17 protein-coding genes, 1 other RNA gene and 3 pseudogenes are annotated in these 21,369 nt (G+C 54.4%); 12 read left to right on the top strand and 9 right to left on the bottom strand.

Translation table 11 applies throughout. The annotated features are described in order from the left end of the window. Positions 1-318: 318 nt before the first annotated feature. From F6R98_RS07905 to F6R98_RS21970, 5 genes are all read right to left on the bottom strand, one after another. A complete protein-coding gene (locus F6R98_RS07905) occupies positions 319-1,110 on the bottom strand; it encodes a dienelactone hydrolase family protein (RefSeq protein WP_153248544.1) in 792 nt (263 codons plus the stop codon). Between the two features lie 126 nt (positions 1,111-1,236). Beyond that, positions 1,237-2,613 carry a UDP-N-acetylmuramate:L-alanyl-gamma-D-glutamyl-meso-diaminopimelate ligase gene (gene mpl, locus F6R98_RS07900; RefSeq protein WP_153248543.1) on the bottom strand — a complete coding sequence of 459 codons (1,377 nt, stop codon included), beginning with the start codon at positions 2,611-2,613 and terminating at the stop codon, positions 1,237-1,239. Positions 2,614-2,647: 34 nt separating this feature from the next. Further along, a complete protein-coding gene (gene pgl / locus F6R98_RS07895) occupies positions 2,648-3,355 on the bottom strand; it encodes a 6-phosphogluconolactonase (RefSeq protein ID WP_153248542.1) in 708 nt (235 codons plus the stop codon). A gap of 3 nt (positions 3,356-3,358) precedes the next feature. Next, positions 3,359-4,834 carry a glucose-6-phosphate dehydrogenase gene (gene zwf / locus F6R98_RS07890; RefSeq protein ID WP_228125167.1) on the bottom strand — a complete coding sequence of 492 codons (1,476 nt, stop codon included), beginning with the start codon at positions 4,832-4,834 and terminating at the stop codon, positions 3,359-3,361. A gap of 79 nt (positions 4,835-4,913) precedes the next feature. Continuing rightward, entirely contained in the window at positions 4,914-5,102 is a 189-nt protein-coding gene (locus tag F6R98_RS21970) for a hypothetical protein (protein WP_228125166.1), read from the bottom strand. Between the two features lie 12 nt (positions 5,103-5,114). On the opposite strand from F6R98_RS21970, the gene edd reads away from it, so the two are divergent. Genes edd through F6R98_RS07875 form a run of 3 tightly spaced genes read left to right on the top strand, consistent with a single transcriptional unit; the run spans position 5,115 to position 8,715 of the window. After that, positions 5,115-6,935: a phosphogluconate dehydratase gene (gene edd, locus F6R98_RS07885; RefSeq protein ID WP_153248541.1), complete on the top strand. Its 1,821-nt coding sequence runs from the start codon at positions 5,115-5,117 to the stop codon at positions 6,933-6,935. 30 nt (positions 6,936-6,965) lie between these two features. Further along, entirely contained in the window at positions 6,966-7,589 is a 624-nt protein-coding gene (locus F6R98_RS07880) for a bifunctional 4-hydroxy-2-oxoglutarate aldolase/2-dehydro-3-deoxy-phosphogluconate aldolase (protein ID WP_153248540.1), read from the top strand. A gap of 7 nt (positions 7,590-7,596) precedes the next feature. Beyond that, the gene (locus F6R98_RS07875; RefSeq protein ID WP_228125165.1) at positions 7,597-8,715 is read left to right on the top strand and encodes an anhydro-N-acetylmuramic acid kinase; all 1,119 of its coding nucleotides are present in this window, start codon (positions 7,597-7,599) and stop codon (positions 8,713-8,715) included. A 24-nt stretch (positions 8,716-8,739) separates the two neighbouring features. Here the strand turns inward: F6R98_RS07875 and F6R98_RS07870 are convergent, their stop codons facing one another. Further along, positions 8,740-9,366 (bottom strand): carbonic anhydrase, encoded by a 627-nt coding sequence (locus F6R98_RS07870; RefSeq protein WP_228125164.1) that lies wholly within the window; start codon positions 9,364-9,366, stop codon positions 8,740-8,742. Positions 9,367-10,463: 1,097 nt separating this feature from the next. Here F6R98_RS07870 and ssrA point away from each other — a divergent pair. Further along, positions 10,464-10,823: a transfer-messenger RNA gene (ssrA, locus tag F6R98_RS07865) on the top strand. A 486-nt stretch (positions 10,824-11,309) separates the two neighbouring features. Here ssrA and F6R98_RS07860 read toward each other — a convergent pair. Together F6R98_RS07860 and istA are read right to left on the bottom strand one after the other, a co-directional pair. Next, a pseudogene (locus F6R98_RS07860) lies at positions 11,310-11,477 on the bottom strand (ATP-binding protein); the annotation flags it as partial. Next, positions 11,477-12,217, bottom strand: a pseudogene (gene istA, locus F6R98_RS07855) (IS21 family transposase); the annotation flags it as partial. The pseudogenes F6R98_RS07860 and istA, both read right to left, overlap by 1 nt. A gap of 639 nt (positions 12,218-12,856) precedes the next feature. Between istA and F6R98_RS07850 the strand changes: the two are divergent. After that, positions 12,857-15,307, top strand: coding sequence for a methyl-accepting chemotaxis protein (locus tag F6R98_RS07850; protein ID WP_228125163.1), 2,451 nt, complete (start codon positions 12,857-12,859; stop codon positions 15,305-15,307). Positions 15,308-15,340: 33 nt separating this feature from the next. Further along, positions 15,341-15,778, top strand: a complete 438-nt coding sequence (locus tag F6R98_RS07845) for a chemotaxis protein CheW (protein WP_153248538.1) — start codon at positions 15,341-15,343, stop codon at positions 15,776-15,778. Here the strand turns inward: F6R98_RS07845 and F6R98_RS22730 are convergent. Beyond that, positions 15,736-15,831 (bottom strand): annotated as a pseudogene (locus tag F6R98_RS22730) (helix-turn-helix domain-containing protein); the annotation flags it as partial. The gene F6R98_RS07845 and the pseudogene F6R98_RS22730 sit on opposite strands and share 43 nt — an antisense overlap. Here F6R98_RS22730 and F6R98_RS21965 point away from each other — a divergent pair. From F6R98_RS21965 to pilQ, 6 genes are all read left to right on the top strand, one after another. Then, the gene (locus tag F6R98_RS21965; protein WP_228125162.1) at positions 15,787-16,029 is read left to right on the top strand and encodes a hypothetical protein; all 243 of its coding nucleotides are present in this window, start codon (positions 15,787-15,789) and stop codon (positions 16,027-16,029) included. The pseudogene F6R98_RS22730 and the gene F6R98_RS21965 overlap by 45 nt on opposite strands. Before the next feature lie 417 nt (positions 16,030-16,446). Then, positions 16,447-17,409: a type IV pilus biogenesis protein PilM gene (gene pilM / locus F6R98_RS07835; protein WP_153248537.1), complete on the top strand. Its 963-nt coding sequence runs from the start codon at positions 16,447-16,449 to the stop codon at positions 17,407-17,409. Then, positions 17,410-17,985: a PilN domain-containing protein gene (locus F6R98_RS07830; protein WP_153248536.1), complete on the top strand. Its 576-nt coding sequence runs from the start codon at positions 17,410-17,412 to the stop codon at positions 17,983-17,985. After that, complete coding sequence (locus F6R98_RS07825) at positions 17,982-18,602, top strand: type IV pilus inner membrane component PilO (RefSeq protein WP_153248535.1); 621 nt, start codon at positions 17,982-17,984, stop codon at positions 18,600-18,602. Before F6R98_RS07830 ends, F6R98_RS07825 begins: the two co-directional genes overlap by 4 nt. Further along, positions 18,599-19,228 (top strand): pilus assembly protein PilP, encoded by a 630-nt coding sequence (locus F6R98_RS07820; protein WP_153248534.1) that lies wholly within the window; start codon positions 18,599-18,601, stop codon positions 19,226-19,228. Before F6R98_RS07825 ends, F6R98_RS07820 begins: the two co-directional genes overlap by 4 nt. Then, positions 19,225-21,339: a type IV pilus secretin PilQ gene (pilQ, locus tag F6R98_RS07815; RefSeq protein ID WP_153248533.1), complete on the top strand. Its 2,115-nt coding sequence runs from the start codon at positions 19,225-19,227 to the stop codon at positions 21,337-21,339. The genes F6R98_RS07820 and pilQ overlap by 4 nt, the downstream gene beginning before the upstream one ends. Positions 21,340-21,369: the final 30 nt, after the last annotated feature.

The following is a 21,369-nucleotide window of genomic DNA, read 5'->3' as shown; positions in this document are numbered from 1 at the left end:
ATCTGCAACACACAGATCTATATGACCCATGGGCGCGCGGGGCCGCGAACCTCGCCAACCCAGGAAAGCGTCGTCAACGACGCCCTGCTACGGTTTGGGGGCAGGGCTATCGAAACGCTCTGGATTAGACATCCCGGCAGGCTCCATGCCCGCATCTATATGAATTTTCCTTTTTCGCTACCCAGTCAGGACAGTCTCATCAAGACCGCGGCAGCCTGCCGCGGCTCACTTTGCTTGAAGAATTGCATGGTTCGCGCTATGCTCCGCGATTGACGCCGCCCCGGTTCAGTCCGCATTACCGGTCGGCGTAGCACAAAATCAGTGCCTGCTCTCTACCGGCGTAGCTTCGGCTTGAGTACTGAGGTCACCGTAACCCAGCCTTCTGTGAAAAAGCTCCAGCAACAGCGTCCAGCATTGCAGCGCCAGCGCCGGATCGTAGCGTGGGCCTTCGTCACGCATAAATGCGTGCTGACCGTTGACCTCATGCCAGGTAAATCTTGCACCTACTTCTTCGAGCCGGGCCTTCAGCAGGTTCCTGCCTTCGAGAGGAATATGCGGATCCTGGCGTCCCCAGATGTGCAGCAACTCGCCTTTAATTTCGCCTACCCGATCCAGCGAATTATCGTTCATGCCCAGTCCCAGACTTTTTTTATGGATATCCGTTGCATAAAAACAGGTCGTCGCCAACACGTCCGGGTTCATCGCAGCGCGAAAAGCCAAATGACCACCGACGCATATACCCATTGCTCCCAGGCGGCCGGTGCAATAGTCCAGGGTTTTGAGGTAATCGAGTACGGCGCGAGCGTCGCTATCGTAGGCCGACACCGGCTTGGCCGTCTTGTGCGCATTTCCCCGGGTGGTGCCTTCTTCGTCGTAAGCGAGCACGGAACCCAGAGGTTCGAGTTCATGATAAATCTCGGGGCAAGCGACAACGAAGCCATGCCCGGCCAGCATTGCCGCAGTGCGGCGAATCGGCCCGGTGATCTGAAAAATTTCCGAAAACATCAAAACGCCGGGATATTTTCCAGGCGCTGCAGGACGAAAAATATGGGTGCGCATAGCGCCTGTCGGTGTTTGGAGATCGACAAACTCGTTATCTTTGATAATCATGTTTTTTCCTTTTCCAGAAATGCCTTATCAGTAGAAGAAATGATACATCGACCTTCGCGCCGGGCTGGCAGGCGTTGTAGCACAGGAGAAAAATAATGCTGTTCCCATCGGCTGACGAAACAAGTTTCATCGCCGCAAAGCAGCCTCGACCCTTCCGTGTATGCCGGCAAAACCGCCATTGCTCATGAATACCAGATGGTCGCCCGCTCGGCACGCCTCTCCGGCAAGATGGACGACTATGCCGTCTATACTGTCCATGACGCAAATATTGGGAGCCTGTTCGGCCAGCCCTGCGACATTCCAGCCCAGATTGTCCGGCTGGTAAATAATTGCGTAATCGGCGCTTGCCAGCGAGTTGGCCAGGGTTTTTTCATGTATGCCGAGACGCATGGTATTGGAGCGCGGCTCAAGCACGACGATGATACGTTCATGCCCGCCGACTTTGGCGCGCAGTCCCTGCAGCGTCGTCGCGATAGCTGTGGGGTGATGCGCAAAATCGTCATAAAGGGTAACGCCCGCTACTTGCGCGCGCACCTCCATGCGCCGTTTGACTCCGGAGAACCCGCATAGCGCGGCTACGGAATCGGCAACCCCAATCGCGGCATGACTGGCGGCAGCAATGGCGGAAATGGCGTTCATCACGTTATGCCGCCCTGTCAACTCCCAGCATACTCGCCCCTCGAAGCGGCCATGGCGCAGCACATCGAAATCGCTGCCGTCGGCTGAATTAAGACGAACAGTCCATGCCGAGCCATTATCCTTTACAGGCGTTGCGATAGCGGTTTTCTCAATCTCGGTCCAACACCCCATCCGCAACATATCATCTATCGCTTCTTCACAATCAGGCACAACAATCGACCCATTGCCCGGCACCATGCGCACCAGATGATGAAACTGCCTTTGTATGGAGGCCAAATCAGGGAAAATATCGGCGTGATCGTATTCGAGATTATTGATAACCAGTGTTCTGGGGCGGTAATGTAAAAACTTGGAACGCTTGTCGAAAAAAGCGGTATCGTATTCGTCGGCTTCTATAACAAAAAAAGGCGTTCTTCCCAGCCGGGCGGAAATGCCGAAATTCGTCGGTATCCCGCCGATCAGGAAGCCGGGCCTGGTATTGTTTTTTTCCAGTATCCACGCCAGCATACTGGTAGTCGTGGTCTTGCCATGCGTACCTGAAACAGCCAATACCCAACGATCCTTCAGCACTGCCTCATACAGCCAGCGGGCTCCCGAGGTGTAAGCCAACCCCCGATTCAGCACCGCCTCGACCTCTACGTTGCCGCGCGACAACGCATTGCCGATAATAACGATATCGGGCTTCAAATCCAGATTGGCAGCGGCATACTCGGCAAACAGTCCGATACCCTGCTCTTCCAGTTGAGTGCTCATTGGGGGGTAAATGTTATGATCGGAGCCGGTGACCTTATGTCCCATTTCGCGCGCAATCAGCGCAAGCCCGCCCATGAAGGTTCCACAAATGCCGACTATGTGTATATGCATGCTGTCTGTCCCGCAATGGTTGCCAAGGGAAATCCTAACTTCGCGCCGCAAATACGCTGACCGGCGTTTGCGTTTGCGATAATACATAGCTGACCGGATACTGAGGGTTCCGGCCCTGCATGGCTTTATTGTACACCTCTACCTTGGATGCGCCGCCAAATTGCAGATACACCCGCAGCGAGTTCAATATCCAGGGTAAGGTAAGACTGATGCGTTCTACCGGCTCGACGGCGCCGATCTGAGCCAGATATGGCGGAGTCGTCGCTACCGTGCCATCCAAAGCCAGACCAGCCTGCAATTTTGGGCTGGCAGGAAAAAGAGAAGCGGTATGTCCATCCTCCCCCATACCCAGTATCAAGGCTGCAAACGGTTGAGGAATGCCGTTGAACGCCTCCGCAAGCCCGTCTTCGGCTGCCTGCGCCGTCGCCGCGCCGGTATATAAGGGCAGGAAGTCTGCTGCAGCGGCGCGCCCTTGCAGCAAATGCGCCTTTACCAAAGCGGCGTTGCTGCCGGGATCGCTTTCCGGCACCCAGCGCTCGTCGACCAGAGTAACCACGATACGCGGCCAATCCAGATCGGCTTCACGCAACACTTCGAACACAGGCACCGGCGAATTTCCGCCCGAAACCGCCAAAGCGGCGCGCGGCGCCTTCTCCAGAACCGCACGCAAATCGGCGGTGACGGCCGCAGCCAGCGCTGGCGCCAGCTTGTCGTTGCCATCGAACCATTGCATGACAGTCATGTTCTATTCTTCCTCATGCCAGCAAAATCCGTCCTTGGAAAGCAGCGCCGAAGCCGCCGAGGGCCCCCAGGTACCCGCGGTGTAGGTTTTGGGCCCGGTGGAGTCGGCTGCCCAGGTATTTAAAATCGGCTCGACCCAGCGCCACGCCTGTTCCTGTTCATCCTGGCGCACGAACAGCGCCTGATTGCCGCGTATCACATCCAGCAACAAACGCTCGTAACCGCCTTCCGGGCGGCGTATCTTGAATTTCTCGGCAAAATTAAGGTCAAGATAGACCTGCTGCAACTCCATGGTATCGCCAGGAGGTTTTGCATTGAAATACAGGCGGATATATTCGTCTGGCTGCAGGCGGATCTCCAGCCGCGCATGCGCGGTGTTGCCGTTGGTCATCGGAAAAATAGGATGCGGCACATCGCGGAAATTGATCACGATTTCCGCCAGCCGCTCCGGCATGCGTTTGCCGGTGCGCAGGTAAAACGGAACCCCCGCCCAGCGCCAGTTTGCAATCTCGGCCTTGATGGCTACAAAAGTTTCGGTTTTGCTGTCTGCCGGGATATCGTTTTCCTCCAGATAACCGCCAACCGGCTGCCCGCCCGATATGCCGGGGCGATATTGGCCGCGCACGGTCTTTGCGTATACATCCTCGCGGCTGAACTCGACCAGCGACTCCAGCACTTTTAGTTTTTCATCGCGCACCGCGCTGGATTTCAAGCTGGAAGGCGGCTCCATAGCAACGAAACACAGTAATTGCAGCAAATGATTCTGCACCATGTCGCGCAATGCGCCGGCCTGATCATAAAAACCGCTGCGCGTGCCGATGCCGACTTCCTCCGCGATGGTGATCTGTACGTTGCGTATCCATTCCCGGCGCCACAGCGGCTCGAATAAAGTGTTGCCGAAACGCAGCGCGATCAGATTCTGCACCGATTCCTTCCCCAGGTAATGATCGATGCGATAAATCTGATTTTCCAGAAAATAGCGGCTCACCGCCTCGGCTATCGCATTGCTGGATGCAAGATCGTGACCCATCGGCTTTTCCAGCACCACACGGGCATTAGCCCCAATCAAACCCGCGCGAGCCAGATTTTCACAGATCGGAGCAAAGAGGAATGACGCCGTAGAGAGGTAAAACACGTTTACTTCCGCCAGCGTGCGTGATAAACGCTCCTGCAGAACGCCGTAGCCTTCCGGCTGCGTTGCATCGAGCCTGTCGTAAGCCAGCCAGCGGCTGAACGACGCCCAGACCGCGTCGTCCCATTCCCCGCCAGAAATAAACTGCCGCGCTTTTTCCCGAGCGAAGTTGACAAACTCGGTTTGACTGTAATCCTCCAGCCCCAGACAATGGATGCCGCCCTGCCCGACAAGCAGATTGTTTTTGTGACATTGATACAGCGATGGCAACAACTTACGCGTGACCAGATCACCTGAACCGCCGAAAAAAACGATATTAAACGAATGTGGAAATGATGGTTGACTCAACGCGTGGATCCTCTTGCAGTGATCTTGATAAAACCGTTACAGCTTCGCATATCCCCAATGAGGGGCCAAACTTTGCATATTAACTCGCGGCGAGCTTTTCTGTCCATTTTGAGATGAGTTTTACGAGCTTTTCTGTCCATTTTGAGATGAGTTTTAATTGACACTTGCTGATATTTTGAATTAGATTGTTGCCTAAAAACGGCATCCAGTCGGGGCTGTCCACGATGCCCCGACCGTTTCTCCAGCCCAGCATCACCAAACCAACCATAATAACAACACCATGTCTCTCCACCCTACCCTGATCGCCATAACCGAAAGAATTCGTAACCGCAGCCGGTCCCGCCGCGAGGCCTATCTGACTCAGATGCAGCGCGCGCGTGAAAACGGCATCCAGCGCACCCATATCGCCTGTACCAACGTGGCGCACGCCTACGCCGCGATGCCGACTCACGATAAACTGGTCTTGAAAGCCGCCGCCACGCCCAACATCGGCATCATATCGGCGTATAACGACATGCTGTCGGCGCACCAGCCGTACGAGCACTACCCGGAAATCATCAAGGCCGAAGCGCGCGCGCTCGGCGCAACAGCCCAGGTTGCAGGCGGAGTGCCGGCCATGTGCGACGGCGTCACCCAGGGCCAGACTGGCATGGAGCTTTCGATATTTTCGAGAGACGTCATTGCGCTGTCTACGGCAATCGGTCTGGCGCATCACGTATTCGATGCAAACCTTTATCTGGGCGCATGCGACAAGGTGATTCCGGGTCTGGTCATGGGCGCGTTGCGTTTCGGCCATCTGCCCGCTATCTTTCTGTCGGCAGGACCGATGACGACCGGCATCTCCAATGCGGACAAGGCGCGCGTGCGCCAGCTTTTCGCCGAAGGCAAAACCGACCGCGACGCGCTGCTGGAATCGGAAATGGCCTCCTATCACGGACCCGGCACCTGCACTTTTTACGGCACATCCAACAGCAACCAGATGCTGATGGAAATCATGGGCCTGCAACTCCCCGGCTCTTCGTTCGTCAACCCCGGCACGTCGTTAAGAGACGCGCTGACGCGCGAAGCGGCGCGTCAGGCGGTGCGTCTGGCGCAGGACAAAACCGCTCCGGCCATCTGCGATATCGTCGACGAACGCACCATCGTCAACGGCATCGTCGGCCTGCTGGCTACCGGCGGCTCGACCAACCACACCATCCATCTGGTCGCCATCGCGCGCGCAGCGGGCATGGAAATCAACTGGGACGATTTCAACGACCTTTCCGCGGTAGTGCCGCTGCTGGCGCGCGTCTATCCGAACGGCAAGGCCGACATCAATCATTTCCATGCCGCCGGCGGCATGGGCTTCCTGATCCGCGAACTGCTCGACGCGGGGTTGCTGCACGAAGACGTCAACACAGTACTCAACGGCTCGCTACGCCGCTGGGCTGAAGAGCCGTGGCTGGACAACGGTAATCTGGCCTGGCGGCCTGCAAGCGAAAAAAGCCACGACACAACGGTACTGGCTCCAGCAGACGCTCCCTTCAGCGCCGACGGCGGTCTGCGTCTGGTAACCGGTAATCTGGGGCGCGGCATCGTCAAGGTATCCGCCGTCGCTGCGGAAAATCTGGTCGTGCGCGCACCTGCCATCGTCTTCGATCATCAGGAAGAACTGATTGCGGCCTTCAAACGCGGCGAACTGGAGCGCGACTTTATCGCCGTGATCCGCTTCCAGGGACCACAAGCCAACGGCATGCCCGAGCTGCACCAATTGACGCCGTCCATGGCGGTACTGCAGGAGCGCGGCTTCAAGGTCGCCATCGTCACCGATGGGCGCATGTCCGGCGCTTCCGGCAAGGTCCCGGCGGCTATTCATATCAGCCCGGAATGCGTCATGGGCGGGCCTCTGGATAAAGTGCGCAACGGCGATATCATTCTGCTGGACGCCGTACACGGCAAACTTGAAGCAGAAGTTCCGGCGGCAGAATGGGAACAGCGCGTAACCGAAACCACCGACTTGTCCGGCAACCAGTTCGGCATGGGGCGGGAGCTGTTCAGCGGTTTCCGCAAGCTGGCCGATACCGCCGAACGCGGATGCTTCACCTTCCACTTTGACGACTAGGCATTACGCCACTCACGTAGAGACAATCACATGAACTTAAAAGAAATTATCGATGCCACCAGCGTCATGCCGGTCATGGTGGTCGAACGCGTCGAGGATGCTGTGCCGCTGGCGCGCGCACTGGTCGACGGCGGCATTCGCGTATTGGAAATCACCTTGCGTACTGCTGCCGGTCTGGACGCCGTGCGCGCGATCAGACAAGCGGTGCCGGACGCCATCGTCGGCGTCGGCACCATCGCCACGCCGGAACAGCTGCAAGCATCCATAAACGCAGGAGCACAGTTCGGCGTTTCCCCTGGCAGTACGCCTACGCTGCTGAAGGCAATCGCCGCCAGCGGACTGCCGTTTTTCCCCGGTGTCGCCACCATGTCCGAAGTCATGCAGGCGCTGGAGTCAGGTTTCACGGTACAAAAGTTTTTCCCTGCAGTTGCGGCAGGAGGAACCAAAATGCTGGATTCGTTCAGAGGCCCGTTCCCACAAGTGCAATTTTGCCCGACCGGCGGCATCAACGCGCAGAACGCGGCGGATTTCTTCAAACTGCCCAATGTCGTTTGCATAGGCGGTTCCTGGCTCACGCCGAAGGAACTGGTCAGCGCCGGTTCGTGGGCTGAAATCACGCAGCTGGCGCGTGAAGCAAGCGCGCTGAAACCCTGATTTTGCCGTGAGCGCCCAGGGAGAGTATTACATCGGTCTGATGTCGGGTACCAGTCTCGACGGCATAGACGCGGCATTGGTCGACTTTGCTACCCACCCTCCGCGCCTGATCTCATCCCGTTACGAACCGTATAGCGACGAACTGCGCGACGAACTGACCTCAACCTGCTTTACCGAGCACATCAGCGTCCGGCAAATCGGAGAACTCGACGCCCGCCTGGGACTATTGTTTGGCGCCTGCGCCAATCGATTGCGAGAGGATTCAGGGGTGGCAGCCGCAGAGATCAACGGTATAGGCAGTCACGGCCAGACTATCTATCATGCCCCGGACCTGACGCATGCCTTCAGTTGGCAAATCGGCGATCCCAACAGGATCGCCGAAGCAACAGGCATCACCGTAGTAGCCGATTTCCGACGCCGGGACATGGCTGCAGGCGGACAAGGCGCTCCGCTGGTTCCTGCATTCCATCAAGCGGTGTTCCAGCATGAAAGCGAATACCGGGCGATACTGAATATCGGCGGCATCGCCAACCTGACATTACTGCCGCCGGCAAACGGCCGGACACCGGTACTCGGTTTCGACTCGGGTCCCGGTAATACCCTGATGGATCGCTGGATACGGCTCCATCAGGGATTACGGCTGGATGAACAAGGAAACTGGGCGCGTAGCGGGCAGTGCCGGCCGGATCTGTTGACGCACATGTTGGACGACGACTATTTCAAACGCCCCTCCCCCAAAAGCACCGGACAGGAGTACTTTTCCATGGACTGGCTGTTCCGTCATCTGCAAGGCCTGACGCTTCCCGCGGAAGACGTGCAGGCGACGCTGTGTCAACTGACGGTCAGAACGATCCTCGACGCTGCAGATAAAACAGCTCCCGGACTGAAAGCTCTACTGGTATGCGGCGGCGGCGGCCGCAACCGCCGCTTGATGGAACTGCTGCAGGAGCAGGCTGACTATCCAGTCCTTAGTACCGAAGCCTTCGGCATGTCACCGGACTGGGTAGAAGCCATGGCCTTCGCCTGGATGGCGCACCGGACACTGAACCGGCGCCATAACAACATACCGGAGGTGACCGGCGCACGCAGCAGAGTTATCATGGGCGGGATCTACCCCGCAGCATAACGCCCGCTGATAGCTGCCGGGGTTTCACTCGACCGTCAAATGCAGCGGCTGGCGCAGGTTGGTAGAAACGTGCAATAAATTGTCGCTTTTGCCGTCATACAAACAACCGTGGACAGGTATGTCGCGCGGTACAAACGGATGATGACGTATACGGCGCGTATGTTTGGCCAGCGTTTGCTTCAGGCTCCTGGATTCGGCTGCAGGCAATAGTTCATTGTTGCTCCTGGAAGACAAGCCCATATCGCTGCAATCATCGCTGCGGTTATGGTCTTTCGAGTTGCCGGCAAATTCATTCGGCGAAAATCGCTCATTGCAGAATTTTTCGTTACAGTCCATGTGATGAACGACGTACCATTCCCGCGTACCCAGCCATTTACTGGAATCTATCAATGCGCGTATGGCGTCTTGTGTAGCTTGGCCGCCATGGGTATAAACGACATGCGATTCCTTTTCGGAAAAACCGATGTGTTTCGCCAGATCCACTTGCACATTTTCCATACATTTGCAGGTAAGAATGGCGCACTGACGTCTGGAGGCAGTCCCACCTGCCAACTGTTGAGGTGACGCAGCCGCTATGCTCGGTTTTTCACCGTCAGAATCTTTCATATCAATATTTCTAAAATAACGAGCGAAGAAATTAGTCTGGCTCATCGTTATCTCCTTATGAATTACTCAATATCCATCAAGAAACTGCTGAACGCGGCATAACGCCATAGTAACGCGCAGTCAATCGGCACAGTTTCATTCTCTCACTAAAAACATGAGCAATGGGATAAGGTTCTGTTAAAACAGTGTTTACTTAAAATCAGCCATCTAATTTTCTGAAACTCGCCCACCATTCCGCCAGCATGAATTTATTCATGAATGCAGGATGCCGGGCTTCCATTACTCCGACTCATACTCACCACCGCCGCTGATCGTACCCATTCCCCGGCGCCTCGCCATTAATTGAAAGAGTTGGGCGGTTTCGAATAAATCAGACTTCCCAAGCAGGCGCTATGTTTAGACAATGCGATTTTCACGCCAACCAGAAGAAAACAACGGTATAACACCACACAGCACAGATCAGTGCGCGCAACTGCATCACCAGCAACACAACATCAGCATTACTGCGGCATATGGCGCGACGGCCTTTGAATTAAATACGTTCATCATAGGGAGACATTAAGTCAATACAATGTCATTCTCATGAAATTTCTCGTACCATCCAGATTGACGTTGCAAGAAGCTCTGGGGAAGGTTTGGCGAAATCTACTATGACTGGGATGCCATAGCCAAGCCTCCTGAAGGATACACGGCTTAGTTGATAGATCGGCACGCCGCCGCGTCTCTCAACAGCCTCTCCGAAGCAGGTAGCTGCGTGGTTACAAAACAGGTAACTATACAGCGCGAGCTTTTAAATCATGACCGAAGCGCACGAATGGCGAGACAAGCCCGTCGAGACGTGCGTAAGCATGTCGGTAGATACCGCAAACCCTTCGATTACGGAGACTAGACAGCGGACGCCCGGGCCAGAAACGATCCAAACCGGACTCGCAGCATCACTTCCTCGTCCATCAACGTAAACTGAATGGAACCCAAAATAGTTGTATGACAAGTTGGGGTTTGATGAAAATCAGGCTCCTCAGTCGACAACCGAGACGGCCTTTCATCATTGGCAAGGCTATACCGCCGCGACAATTTTTCTAATTGCGCAGCATTAGACTTGAACTTGTCGCATTTACCCGTATAATGCAGCCAGTATATTTGGGGGCGACATGGCTTCGACGTGGATCGCGAAACCCAAGGTGCATGCCGAGGAGCAGGCTACCTCGTAAATCCATCTGCAAACAATATAGTTGCCAACGACGACAACTACGCTCTAGCTGCTTAAGCCAGCTAGCCTTCGCCCTGAAGCCCGCTCATAGGCGTCAGGTCAGCGGGGGTAATCTAATTGTGAGATCGCGTTGAAGCTCGTCTGGGGCGGATATGCTAAAAATCACCAGAATCGCTTTATTACTTCCCCGCCACCCGGGTAGTGTAAAGTTAAATCCAAAGGGCCGGATAAGCATGTAGAGCCAAAGGCAGAGGATTTGCGGACGCGGGTTCAATCCCCGCCGCCTCCACCATTTTATTATCCAAAGGCATCCAAGAAAGTCCTACAGCCCGCACCATGCGGGCTTTTTGGTTTATACTACCGTCCAACGTCATCCAAGGAAATACCACCCCATCCAACTAAGATGGGGGCATATCCGGGGGCATTGATGCATACTCAATATGCCGATGCCCCCAATACCAGCTAACCCGCGTGAATGCAGACGTTTGGATCATGGCTGTATTTATAAGTAACTATCTTTGTATGACGTTACAGACGTTACACCGATTCATGGCTATTTGGCAGCATCGTCCACTTTTGTATGTAGTCGATGCCCCTCAAACCACGAATAATGGACAGGATGCGCTATGTTGTTGCTACCGGATGAAAATTGACCACCTGTACCGGTTGAAAACTGACCAGGGGGACGGAGCCAGTTTTTTGAGTGACCGGCTATGGATAAGTGTACCGAAAGCGGATAATCGAGTGATAGCCGGGTTATCCGCTTCGGACGGTTTTTTTAGAAGATATTTTCCTCTTCTGTGAGTTCAGCTTCGTTTTTGGGCTTGCCACGCTTTGCCCGTTCTCTGGCCTGTATCCGTTCTTTGGCCTGCTGAGTGCTTTGCCGGAAACGGTAGGATTCATTGCCGGTTTCGATAATGCGGCAATGGTGGGTCAGCCTGTCCAATCCTGTACATTCTTTTCGACAATACCCTTTTCCCAACCGGAGGCTACGTTACAAAAGTCGGGGTCGAACAGATAATACGCCGCCAGTGCTGCAAAGCGGGTATTGACGATGCGTTCCTTACCCCGGTACACCTTGTGTACTGCCGTTTTCATGTTGTCGTAGATGCCACGTAGCGGCACGCCGCCGAATACCCGAAAAGCTTGACTATGGGCGTCGAACAACATTTCGTGGCTTTGACTGGGATAAGCCACCAGCAAAAATGCCCGGCTCGCACAGAGTTTGATATGAGCACTCTGAAAACGCCGGTAAAGGCCGCCGATGACCAAGGATTCTTCACTCCAGTCGAACTGGAATGCTTCACCCCAGGCGAATTTCAGGGGTACATACGCCTGCTTTCCTGCATCACTGCCGCCTGCCTTACGCCATACTCTGATGTAATCGGTTAACTGCGTATAGCCGCCGTCATAGCCGCATTTTTGTAATTCCTCCAGCAACTTCAGTGCGGTTCGTCTTTCGCGCCTGGGACGGTAGCTATCGGCTATCAGGGCTTGTTTGAGCTGATCCTCGTAGGGTGTCAGCTTGGTCGGCATCGAACGGCGCTGATACGCCGGTTCGCTGCCATCAGGCATTCTCAGCCATTTTTTGACGGTATTGCGGGAGAGACTGGTTCGTTTGGAAATTTCATTAATCGACAACTTGTCGCGGAAATACATCCGCCGGATTTTGGCATATAGGATCATGGTTATCACCCTCTTGGGCTCCTGTCTGTTTCAGGACAGGAAAGGTTAATAACCCTGGTCAGTTTTCGCCCGGAATTGCCCTCTCTGCATGGTCAGTTTTCAACCGGCGTCAACAGTAGTGGGTATCAAACGGCATTGAAAGTTCAATGCCGTTTAACCTTTGAAGCGTCCCAATCAATGCTGATCTACCGGCCAATGCGTATATCCGTGCCGGTTTCCGCCAAACATATCTCGATAAAGTCGCTCTGGAATTATTTTCCTTTACGAGCGATATTATGTCAATAACTTATTTTCTTATATCTGTGTAAGGATTTGCTTATTTTATCTCGGTAATATCCTATTTCATTTTAAGTAAACACCCAATGGACAATCGATTTTTTCATATTTACACTTATTGAAAATACTGAAACTCCAGAAGTCAGCGCAATTTAAATTAAAATCATGACAAGCGACATGAAAGCATGATAATTGAATCGGCGCAAGAATTACTGGTTGTAGCTGTTTGAGGTTAATGCTGTTATTAAACCACTTTGGTCTTTTTCAGCACGCACCTGTTTTTAGCTTCATGACACACCGGAATCTTATCCCGGCCCCGTTCCAACATCCCATGGCGTTACAACTATTAAAGGAGAAACAACGATGTTCAGGAATATGCCTATTGCAATGAAACTAGGCCTCGGTTTTGGCTGCGTCGTGCTGCTGCTGATCACCACCCTTATTCTGGGTATCAACAACATGGGCGGCATGAACGAAGTGACAAGACAGATTATCGAGGATCGTTATGTAAAAACCGCCTTGTCCAACAAAATTACTCAGGCCACAATGGATAACGCCAGATTGTTACGCAATATGGTGTTGGTGGATGATCCAGCCGAGGTTGTAAAATACCGTGAACAGGTACAAAAACACCGAGCAGAAAATACGGAAAACCTCGACAAGCTCGAAAAGATACTTAACACCCCTAAGGGCGTAGAGTTGATGTCAGCGACAAAGCAGGCGCGCGAAATCCTCAGTTCGAAGTACAGCACTTATTACGATCTGATAAAAAACGACCGCAAACAGGCCATCAGTTTTCTACTCAAGGAATTGGCCCCGGCCAATTCCGCATTCCTCAAGACGCTCAACGATCAAGCCGACTTTCAGGCTGGCTTAATGGAAAAGATCGCCAAGGAAGCCGAAAACAACTATCTATCCGCGCGCATGCTGATGGTCACTGTCGGCGCTATCGCTTTATTGGTGTCTATCGTCATTGCTTGGCTGATCATACATAACCTGAGATGGATTCTGGGCGGCGAGCCGGCAGAAGTTGCCGGAATTGCCAACAAAATTGCAGTCGGTGATCTGAGTTCGCAAATCCGGATAAGAAGCGACGATACCGGCAGCGTCATGCTGGCAATGCAGAACATGAGCGCCGTTATTCGGCAATTGTTAGATGAGTTGCAACGTATGTCATCCGCCCATGACAAGGGCGATATTGACACGACCATCGACGCCGGCCTGTTCAAGGGCGATTTCAAGGTGATGGCCGAAGGTGTCAACAACATGGTTACCGGCCATATCGCCGTCAAGAAAAAAGCGATGGCCTGCGTCAAGGAATTCGGCGAAGGCAACTTCGATGCGCCGCTGGAGCGATTCCCCGGCAAAAAAGCCTTCATCAACGACACCATCGAGCAGATGCGCGACAATCTGAAGAGCTTTATCGCTGACATGAAACATATGAGCACCGAGCACGACGCCGGTGATATCGACGTGACCATCGACGCTGGCCAGTTCAAGGGCGATTTCAAGGTGATGGCCGAAGGTGTCAACAACATGGTAGCCGGCCATATCGCCGTCAAGAAAAAAGCGATGGCCTGCGTCAAGGAATTCGGCGAAGGCAATTTCGATGCCCATCTTGAACAGTTCCCCGGTAAAAAAGTGTTCATTAATGAAACAATCGAGCAGGTGCGCGCCAACCTGCGCGCGCTGATGAGTGACGTGAACGGCTTGATTCAGGCCGCCGTGGAAGGGCGTCTGGACTCCCGCGCCGATGCAGCCGCGCATAAAGGTGATTTCCGTAAAATCGTCGAAGGTATTAACCGGACGCTGGACGGCATTGTGCTGCCGGTTAATGAAGCAGTGAGTGTCCTGGGTGAGCTTGAGAAGGGCGACCTTACCAGGACTGTAAAGGGCGAGTACCAAGGGCAGCTAAAGGATTTCAAGGACTCCGTCAATAATACCGTGGACAAACTGGCGCAAACCATTTCCCAGATTATCGAGATGAGCAATGCGCTCAACGATGCGACAGGCGAAGTCAGCAGCACCGCGCAGAGTCTGGCGCAAGGTGCGAGCGAACAGGCGGCCAGCGTCGAGCAAACCAGCAGCGCGATGGAGCAAATGAGCGCATCGGTGGCGCAAAACGCTGAAAACGCCAAAGCGACCGACGGCATGGCCGCCAAGGCCGCCCAGGAGGCCGAAGAAGGCGGGGAGGCAGTCACGCTCACCGTTGCGGCGATGAAGAGCATTGCCGGCAAGATCAACATCATTGACGAGATCGCCTATCAGACCAACCTGCTGGCGCTCAATGCGGCGATAGAGGCGGCGCGAGCCGGCGAGCACGGCAAGGGCTTTGCCGTGGTGGCTTCCGAAGTGCGCAAGCTGGCGGAGCGCAGCCAGGTGGCTTCACAGGAGATAGGCGAGCTGGCTGTCACCAGCGTGGATATGGCGGAAAAAGCCGGACATCTGCTGAATGAAATGCTGCCGAGCATTACCAAAACCTCCGATCTGGTGCAGGAAATCACTGCGGCCTCCAATGAGCAGACCGTAGGCATCGATCAAATCAACTCGGCGGTGAACCAGCTTAATCAGCTCACCCAGCACAGCGCCAGCGCTTCCGAAGAACTGGCGGCTACCGCCGAAGAAATGAGCGCGCAGGCCGAACAGCTGCAGGCGCTGATCAGTTTCTTTACCGTGAATAATGGCAATGGCGCGCCTGCAAAAAACCTTGCAAAGGGAAGTGTTACGCCCAGGATAAAAAGTATGGTTAATAAGGTCAAGGCGCGGGTCGCCGCACATGAGGCTATCGAAGAAGGCGAGTTTGTGCGTTTTTAGCCGCCGGCCGCTCTTTAAGTGGAGAATGGAAATATGAACACAATCGTCAAAACCAGTGCGGATAGCACACAGGGTCGCCATCAATACCTGACATTTACACTGAAAGGAGAAGTTTTTGCCATCGGTATCCTTAACATCGAGGAAATCATCGAGTACGGACAATTAACATTAACCGAACTGCCGCGTATGCCTTTATTCATCCGCGGCGTCATCGACCTGCGCGGTGCTGCGGTGCCGGTGGTCGATCTTAATGCCTGCTTCGGTAAGGAAAAAAGCACGATAACGCGCCGCAGCTGCATCGTGATAGTCGAAGTCGCGCACGCGGATGAAAGCGGTTCCTGGCAGGCTATTTCTGCGGCGACATCCAGCATTTCCTGGTTTAACTTCACCGCTGGCCCGCCTTTGTGTCCGCCCAGAATACCGGCAATGCCTTTCTCTCGCCAACCTTTGGCCCAGTTGTATATCGGTTGATCGCTGACATGCAAAAATTCGCAAATATCGACGACACTCCGTCCCGCTTTCAACGCCGGCAGTCCCAACGCACGCCGACGAAAATCGGGATAGTGAGGGTGTTTTGCGAGCTGTTCCAAGGTTTCGATCTCTTCTATCGTCAGCGGCTGGCCGGGCAGGTTTCGTTTTTGTATGTTGCGCTTCTTCATTCGGGCTTCTTGCTGTGGATGCCGCCAGCATACACCAGAAAGTTCCACTCCAGTAATACATGACTGCTTAACTATTCAGCGCGAGCTTTTAGATCAGGACCGAGGCGGGCAGGCTGTAACCCAATATTCAGCCATAGCGGTGGGTGTTGGGTTACGCCTTCAGCTACGCGCCAGGCTAACCCAACCTGCATCAGACTAGAGTCTCGCCTGATTCGCCTCCTGTCCAGCGGGCACCCCGAATAGTCAACATGCTTTCCTTAAACATACTTATCAAACTGCAACAAAAATGCATGTCAAACGCCATCACATAAATTCATACAATAAATTTATACAATAAATTTCAATTACTAAAATAAATAACAACTATTCATACAGTACTAACACTGCAAAAATAAATCACCCACACTGTCAATTTTGACAGGGTTACGGCAGGCTCTGTGTAAGATAACATGTAAGCAGTCTTGAATCAGGGAATACGGCATGAACCCTCTCAGCATGGCAAAACCCGAACTGCTCGGCATAGATATCGGTTCCACCGCAATCAAAGTGCTGGCGCTGGGCAAGGCGCAGGAATCGCTTCGTGTCGAGCACTACGCCTGCGTCTCATTGCCTCCGGGGGCGATACATCATAAATCCCTGATCGACATCGAACTGGTCGCCGCTGCAATTGCGCAGGCGTGGAAACAGTCGGGCGCGCGCACCAAACAGGCGGCGGTAGCCGTGCCAGCGAGTGCGGCCATCAGCAAAATCATATCGCTGCCGGCCGATCTTGCCGCCGATGAACTGGAAGCGCATATTGAACTCGAAGCGGAGCGCTACCTTCCCTACCCTTTGAATGAAATCCGCTACGATTTCGAAAGCATCGGTAAAAGCGGCGCAACGCAGGACATACGGCTGGTAGCGGCCCGTATCGAACCGGTCGAAGACCGCATGGCGGCGGTGGAACTGGCTGGGCTGAAAACAGCGGTGGTCGATGTCGAAACCTACGCCGTCGAAAACACGGTAGAACTGCTATTGCGCCAACGCGCGCAAACAGCCTCATACACTACGGTTGCGGTTGCCGACATGGGGGCGTCGGCTCTGGTGTTCCAGGTCATCGTAAGCGGTAAAACCGTCTACAGCCGCGAAGAACCGTTCGGCATTGCGCCGAACGAACCGCAGGCAGCCGCCGCTTTCACCTGGTTGACCCAGCAAATCAGGCGTTCCCTGCAATTTTTTCAAACATCGGGCCACGCCCATCACATAGAGCTGCTGATACTTAACGGAGGACGCGCCTGCAAAGGGCTGGATCAACGGATAGCCAATGAACTGGAGCTGGCAAGCCTGTTGAGCAACCCATTCAAGGCCATGGCGCTCGACGGCCGCATCGACCGTAACGAGTTGCACGACATGGCCTCATCGCTGACAACAGCGTGCGGGCTTGCCCTGCGGGCGATCGCGTAAATGGCTCGCATCAATCTATCGCCATGGCGCGCCGAGCTGCGCAAGAAACGTGAGCGGCGGATTTTGCAGGGCGGCATTGCCGCATCGATAGGGGTAGTATTGACGCTGATACTGTGCGAGCAATATCTCAACGCCGCATTGACCCGCCAGAAACAGCGCAACCAGTATATAAACGAAGCCAGCCTCGCACTTAACCGCCACATTCAGTCGCTGCAGGCCGTCGATGCGGCGCGTAAAAATCTGCTGGGAAAAATAGCCGCCATCCGGCAGCTGCAACAACAACGCCTGCAGCCTGCTCATCTGCTCGAAGCGCTTGCGCGTACCGCGGCGGAAGATATACAGCTTACTCAAATTGTACAAAACGGCCAAACGCTGAAAATTTCCGGCATAGCGGCATCCAACACCAGTGTTTCACGCTACATCAAGCGGCTCGAAGCTTCGCCCTGGCTGGATACGCCTTTGCTCGACATCATCGAGTCCGCGCATGAAAACAAAACGCTGCCGCCGCGCGGCAAGCGCTTCACCTTGAATATCAGCTTATCCGATGCACCGGGTGGAGCCCGTTCTACGCCATGAACCTTACGGCTATCGACATCGACTTTCAGCATATCGGCAACTGGCCGTTGCGCAGCAGAATCGCAGCGCTGAGCGCCGCGGTTTTGTCTCTCGCAGCGCTGTTTTATTTTGTCGGCATTCAGCCCGCATGGGCTGAGTTACTGGCTCTGAAAAACAGCGAAAGCAGGCTTATCGGCGCTTTTGCGGCTAATGCCAGACAAGCCGCCATGCTCGATGCTTACCAACAGCAACTGAACGAAATGGACGATTATCTGGCGCAGGTGGTTTCCCAGCTCCCGCGTAGCGGCGAAATCGCCCGCTTCCTGGCTGATATTACACAAATCGGCGTTAATAACGGATTGATGTTCGAATTATTCAATCTCAATCCTGAAATCAAGCAGGATATCTATATCGAACTGCCGATAAAAATCCGCGTTACCGGCAATTACCGTGGGTTTACGGCTTTTGTCGCCAAACTGGCGTCCATACCGCATATCGCCAGTATTCACGAAATCCGGCTTACACCCAATACCGCGGAAAACGCCGGCCCTGACCGCAATCTGACTATGGAAGCGATAATTAAAACCTACCGCCAGCAGGATGAGGACGCCCCTGGGACGAAACAGGAATCGCAATGAAAGCGCCAGACTGGATTACCGGAAAAAACATCTGTTCCGGTCTGATATTGCTAGTCGCCGGATGCGTACAGGACGATTTGGCGAGCCTGGAAAAACAAATGGGCGCCATACGCAAACAACCTGTTTTCCATGCCGAACCATTACCGGTTATCGCAGCTCCAGCCCCTGTCCGCATCGATATCGAACAATTACGCGACCCTTTTGCAACCATGGCGCATGCCAAAGCGGTTCCGTCGGGTGAGTCCGGCGCACTGGAATCCTATGAGTTGAATACGCTCAAAATGGCCGGAACCCTCATGCAGGGCCAAAATCGATGGGGACTGATCGTGGCCCCGGATGGAAAGCTGTATCGTGTGCGCGTCGGCGATGCGCTCGGCGCGCATGGAGGAAAAGTCGATACGATACGGGAGGATAAAATCGAACTCAGCGAAAACATCGCCGACATCAATGGCGCGCTACGGGAACATAGAAGCGTACTGACGCTGAGGGAAGCGCAGGATAACGCGTTTCCGTCCAAGGACCGGGAAGCTCAGCGCGAACGGAGCCAACAGCTTGCCGTTCGGTCAGAGCCGGCCGAAAGGGTAAATCAGCAAGTTCTTAGCGGAGGCGGCGAAAAAAAACCATGAAAGCGACACAAGGCAAACGTGACCGTCTCATCCGTATACTGGCGCTCACCTTGCTGTTATGCGCCGCAAGAAACGCGCATGCGCAGACTAAACTGTTGGCCATCGACACCGAACACCACCCCGGCGGCAGCGTACTGATAAAGCTGCAACTGGACAGCCATGCCGTCATCCCCTCCGCTTTTGCACTGGAAAATCCGGCGCGCATCGTCCTCGACCTCTTCGACACGCAAAGCGAACTGGCTCAACCCGAGATGGCAATCAACACCCGGGGCTTAACCAGCATACAAGCTATCGAAGCCAACAGGCGCACCCGCGTGCTGATCATCCTGGAACGCGAATTGTCCTACGAACTGCGCGCGCACGAAAATACGATCAGCGTCCTTCTGAAGGAAAAGCGCGAGACCGGCGATATGCCCGCCGCCGACGATCTGCCGTCGCTGACCGGCATCGATTTTCAAAGAACCCCGGACGGAGCAGGCCGTATCGTCGTCGGCCTGGAAGACGCGCGCATGACGGCGAACGTGCGCGAGGAAGATCATAAAATCGTGTTGACTTTCCCGGACGCCGGCGTAGCGCCGCAACTGGCGCACACGCTGGACGTAATCGACTTCGCTACGCCGGTGCAAATGCTGGAAATAAGCGGACGCGAGCGCCGCGTCCGGATAACGGTGTTCCCCGGCCCGGCGCCTTTCGAATATGCCTCCTGGCAATCGGGAAAACAATTCGTGCTGGACGTACGCGCCACATCATCCAGTCAGGCAAAAAACAGGACGAAAAACCGCGAATACGGCGGACAGAAACTATCGCTGAATTTTCAGGACATTCCGATACGTTCGGTACTGCAGGTTCTGGCCGAATTCACCAATATCAACATCGTTGCCGGCGACTCGGTGCAAGGCAATGTCACGCTGAGGCTGAACAACGTACCCTGGGATCAGGCGCTCGATCTGGTCTTGAAGTCAAAGGGGCTCGGCAAGAGACAAGAGGGCAACATCATCCAGATCATGCCGCAAAGCGAAATCAACCAGTTCGAAAAAAATTCGCTTGAAGCGCAACTATCCCTGGACGAAATTGAGCCCCTCCAAACGGAAATCATCCAGATCAATTACACGCGCGCCGAAGATATCAAAACGGTATTGCTGGGAACCGTGGAAAAAATCGCGGCGTCCGGCAATGAAAACGACGGGGTGGAGCAAACGGCAACCACACCGCAAGCCGCCCGGCAGGTCAGGCAGGAAACAACGCAATCATTACTGTCCGGGCGCGGTCATATCAGCATTGACGTACGCACCAACCAGTTGATTCTGATAGAAACCGCTAAAAACAGTGAAAAAATCAAGGCTCTAATCAAAAAACTGGATGTGCCGGTCAAGCAGGTTTTGATCGAGTCGCGCATCGTGGTCGCCAATAACGATTTTACGCGCGAACTCGGCGCGCGGCTGGTATCGAACCCTACGCCGACGCCGGCAAGCGCATCGCCGACAGGCACCACGGCCTCATGGAATGCGCTGGTCGATCTGGGTTCGACATTAGCGGCGGCGGCAGGAGGCCAGTTCGGATTTACACTGATCAAGGCGGGAAATTACCTCCTCGATCTCGAACTGTCCGCAGCCCAGATCGAAGGACGCGGCGAAATCATATCGACGCCCAGGCTGATCACTTCGGACCAGACGCGCGCCGCCATCAAGCAGGGCGTACAAATCCCCTATCAATCGGCAGCGGCGGGAACCGGCACCATCATACCGAATACCGTCTTCAAAGAAGCCGTCCTGGAACTGAATGTAACGCCTCACATCACTCCCGAAGACACCATATTGATGGAGCTGCTGATCAAGAAAGACTCGCCGGGGCTACCAACTCCCAGCGGCCAAATCGAGATCGATCGCAGGGAAATCGCCACCACGGTTCAGGTCGATAACGGAGAAACCGTCGTGCTGGGCGGCGTTTATGAAGGAACCAAAAACAATGTCACCGACAAAGTGCCTTTTTTGGGCGATTTACCCGGCCTGGGTTTTCTGTTCCGAAGAAACACCGTGCAAGACAACAAGAAAGAGCTGCTGATTTTTATTACGCCTAAAATCATCAAGCAACAAACTACGCTACAGCACTAGGCCCTGCTGGAGCGGGCCTAAAGCCATAAT

This window comes from Candidatus Methylospira mobilis, assembly GCF_009498235.1.
Taxonomy (GTDB): Bacteria; Pseudomonadota; Gammaproteobacteria; order Methylococcales; family Methylococcaceae; genus Methylospira; species Methylospira mobilis.
Note: the sequence above shows the minus strand (reverse complement) of the source record. Positions and strands in the feature narration are given on the sequence as shown.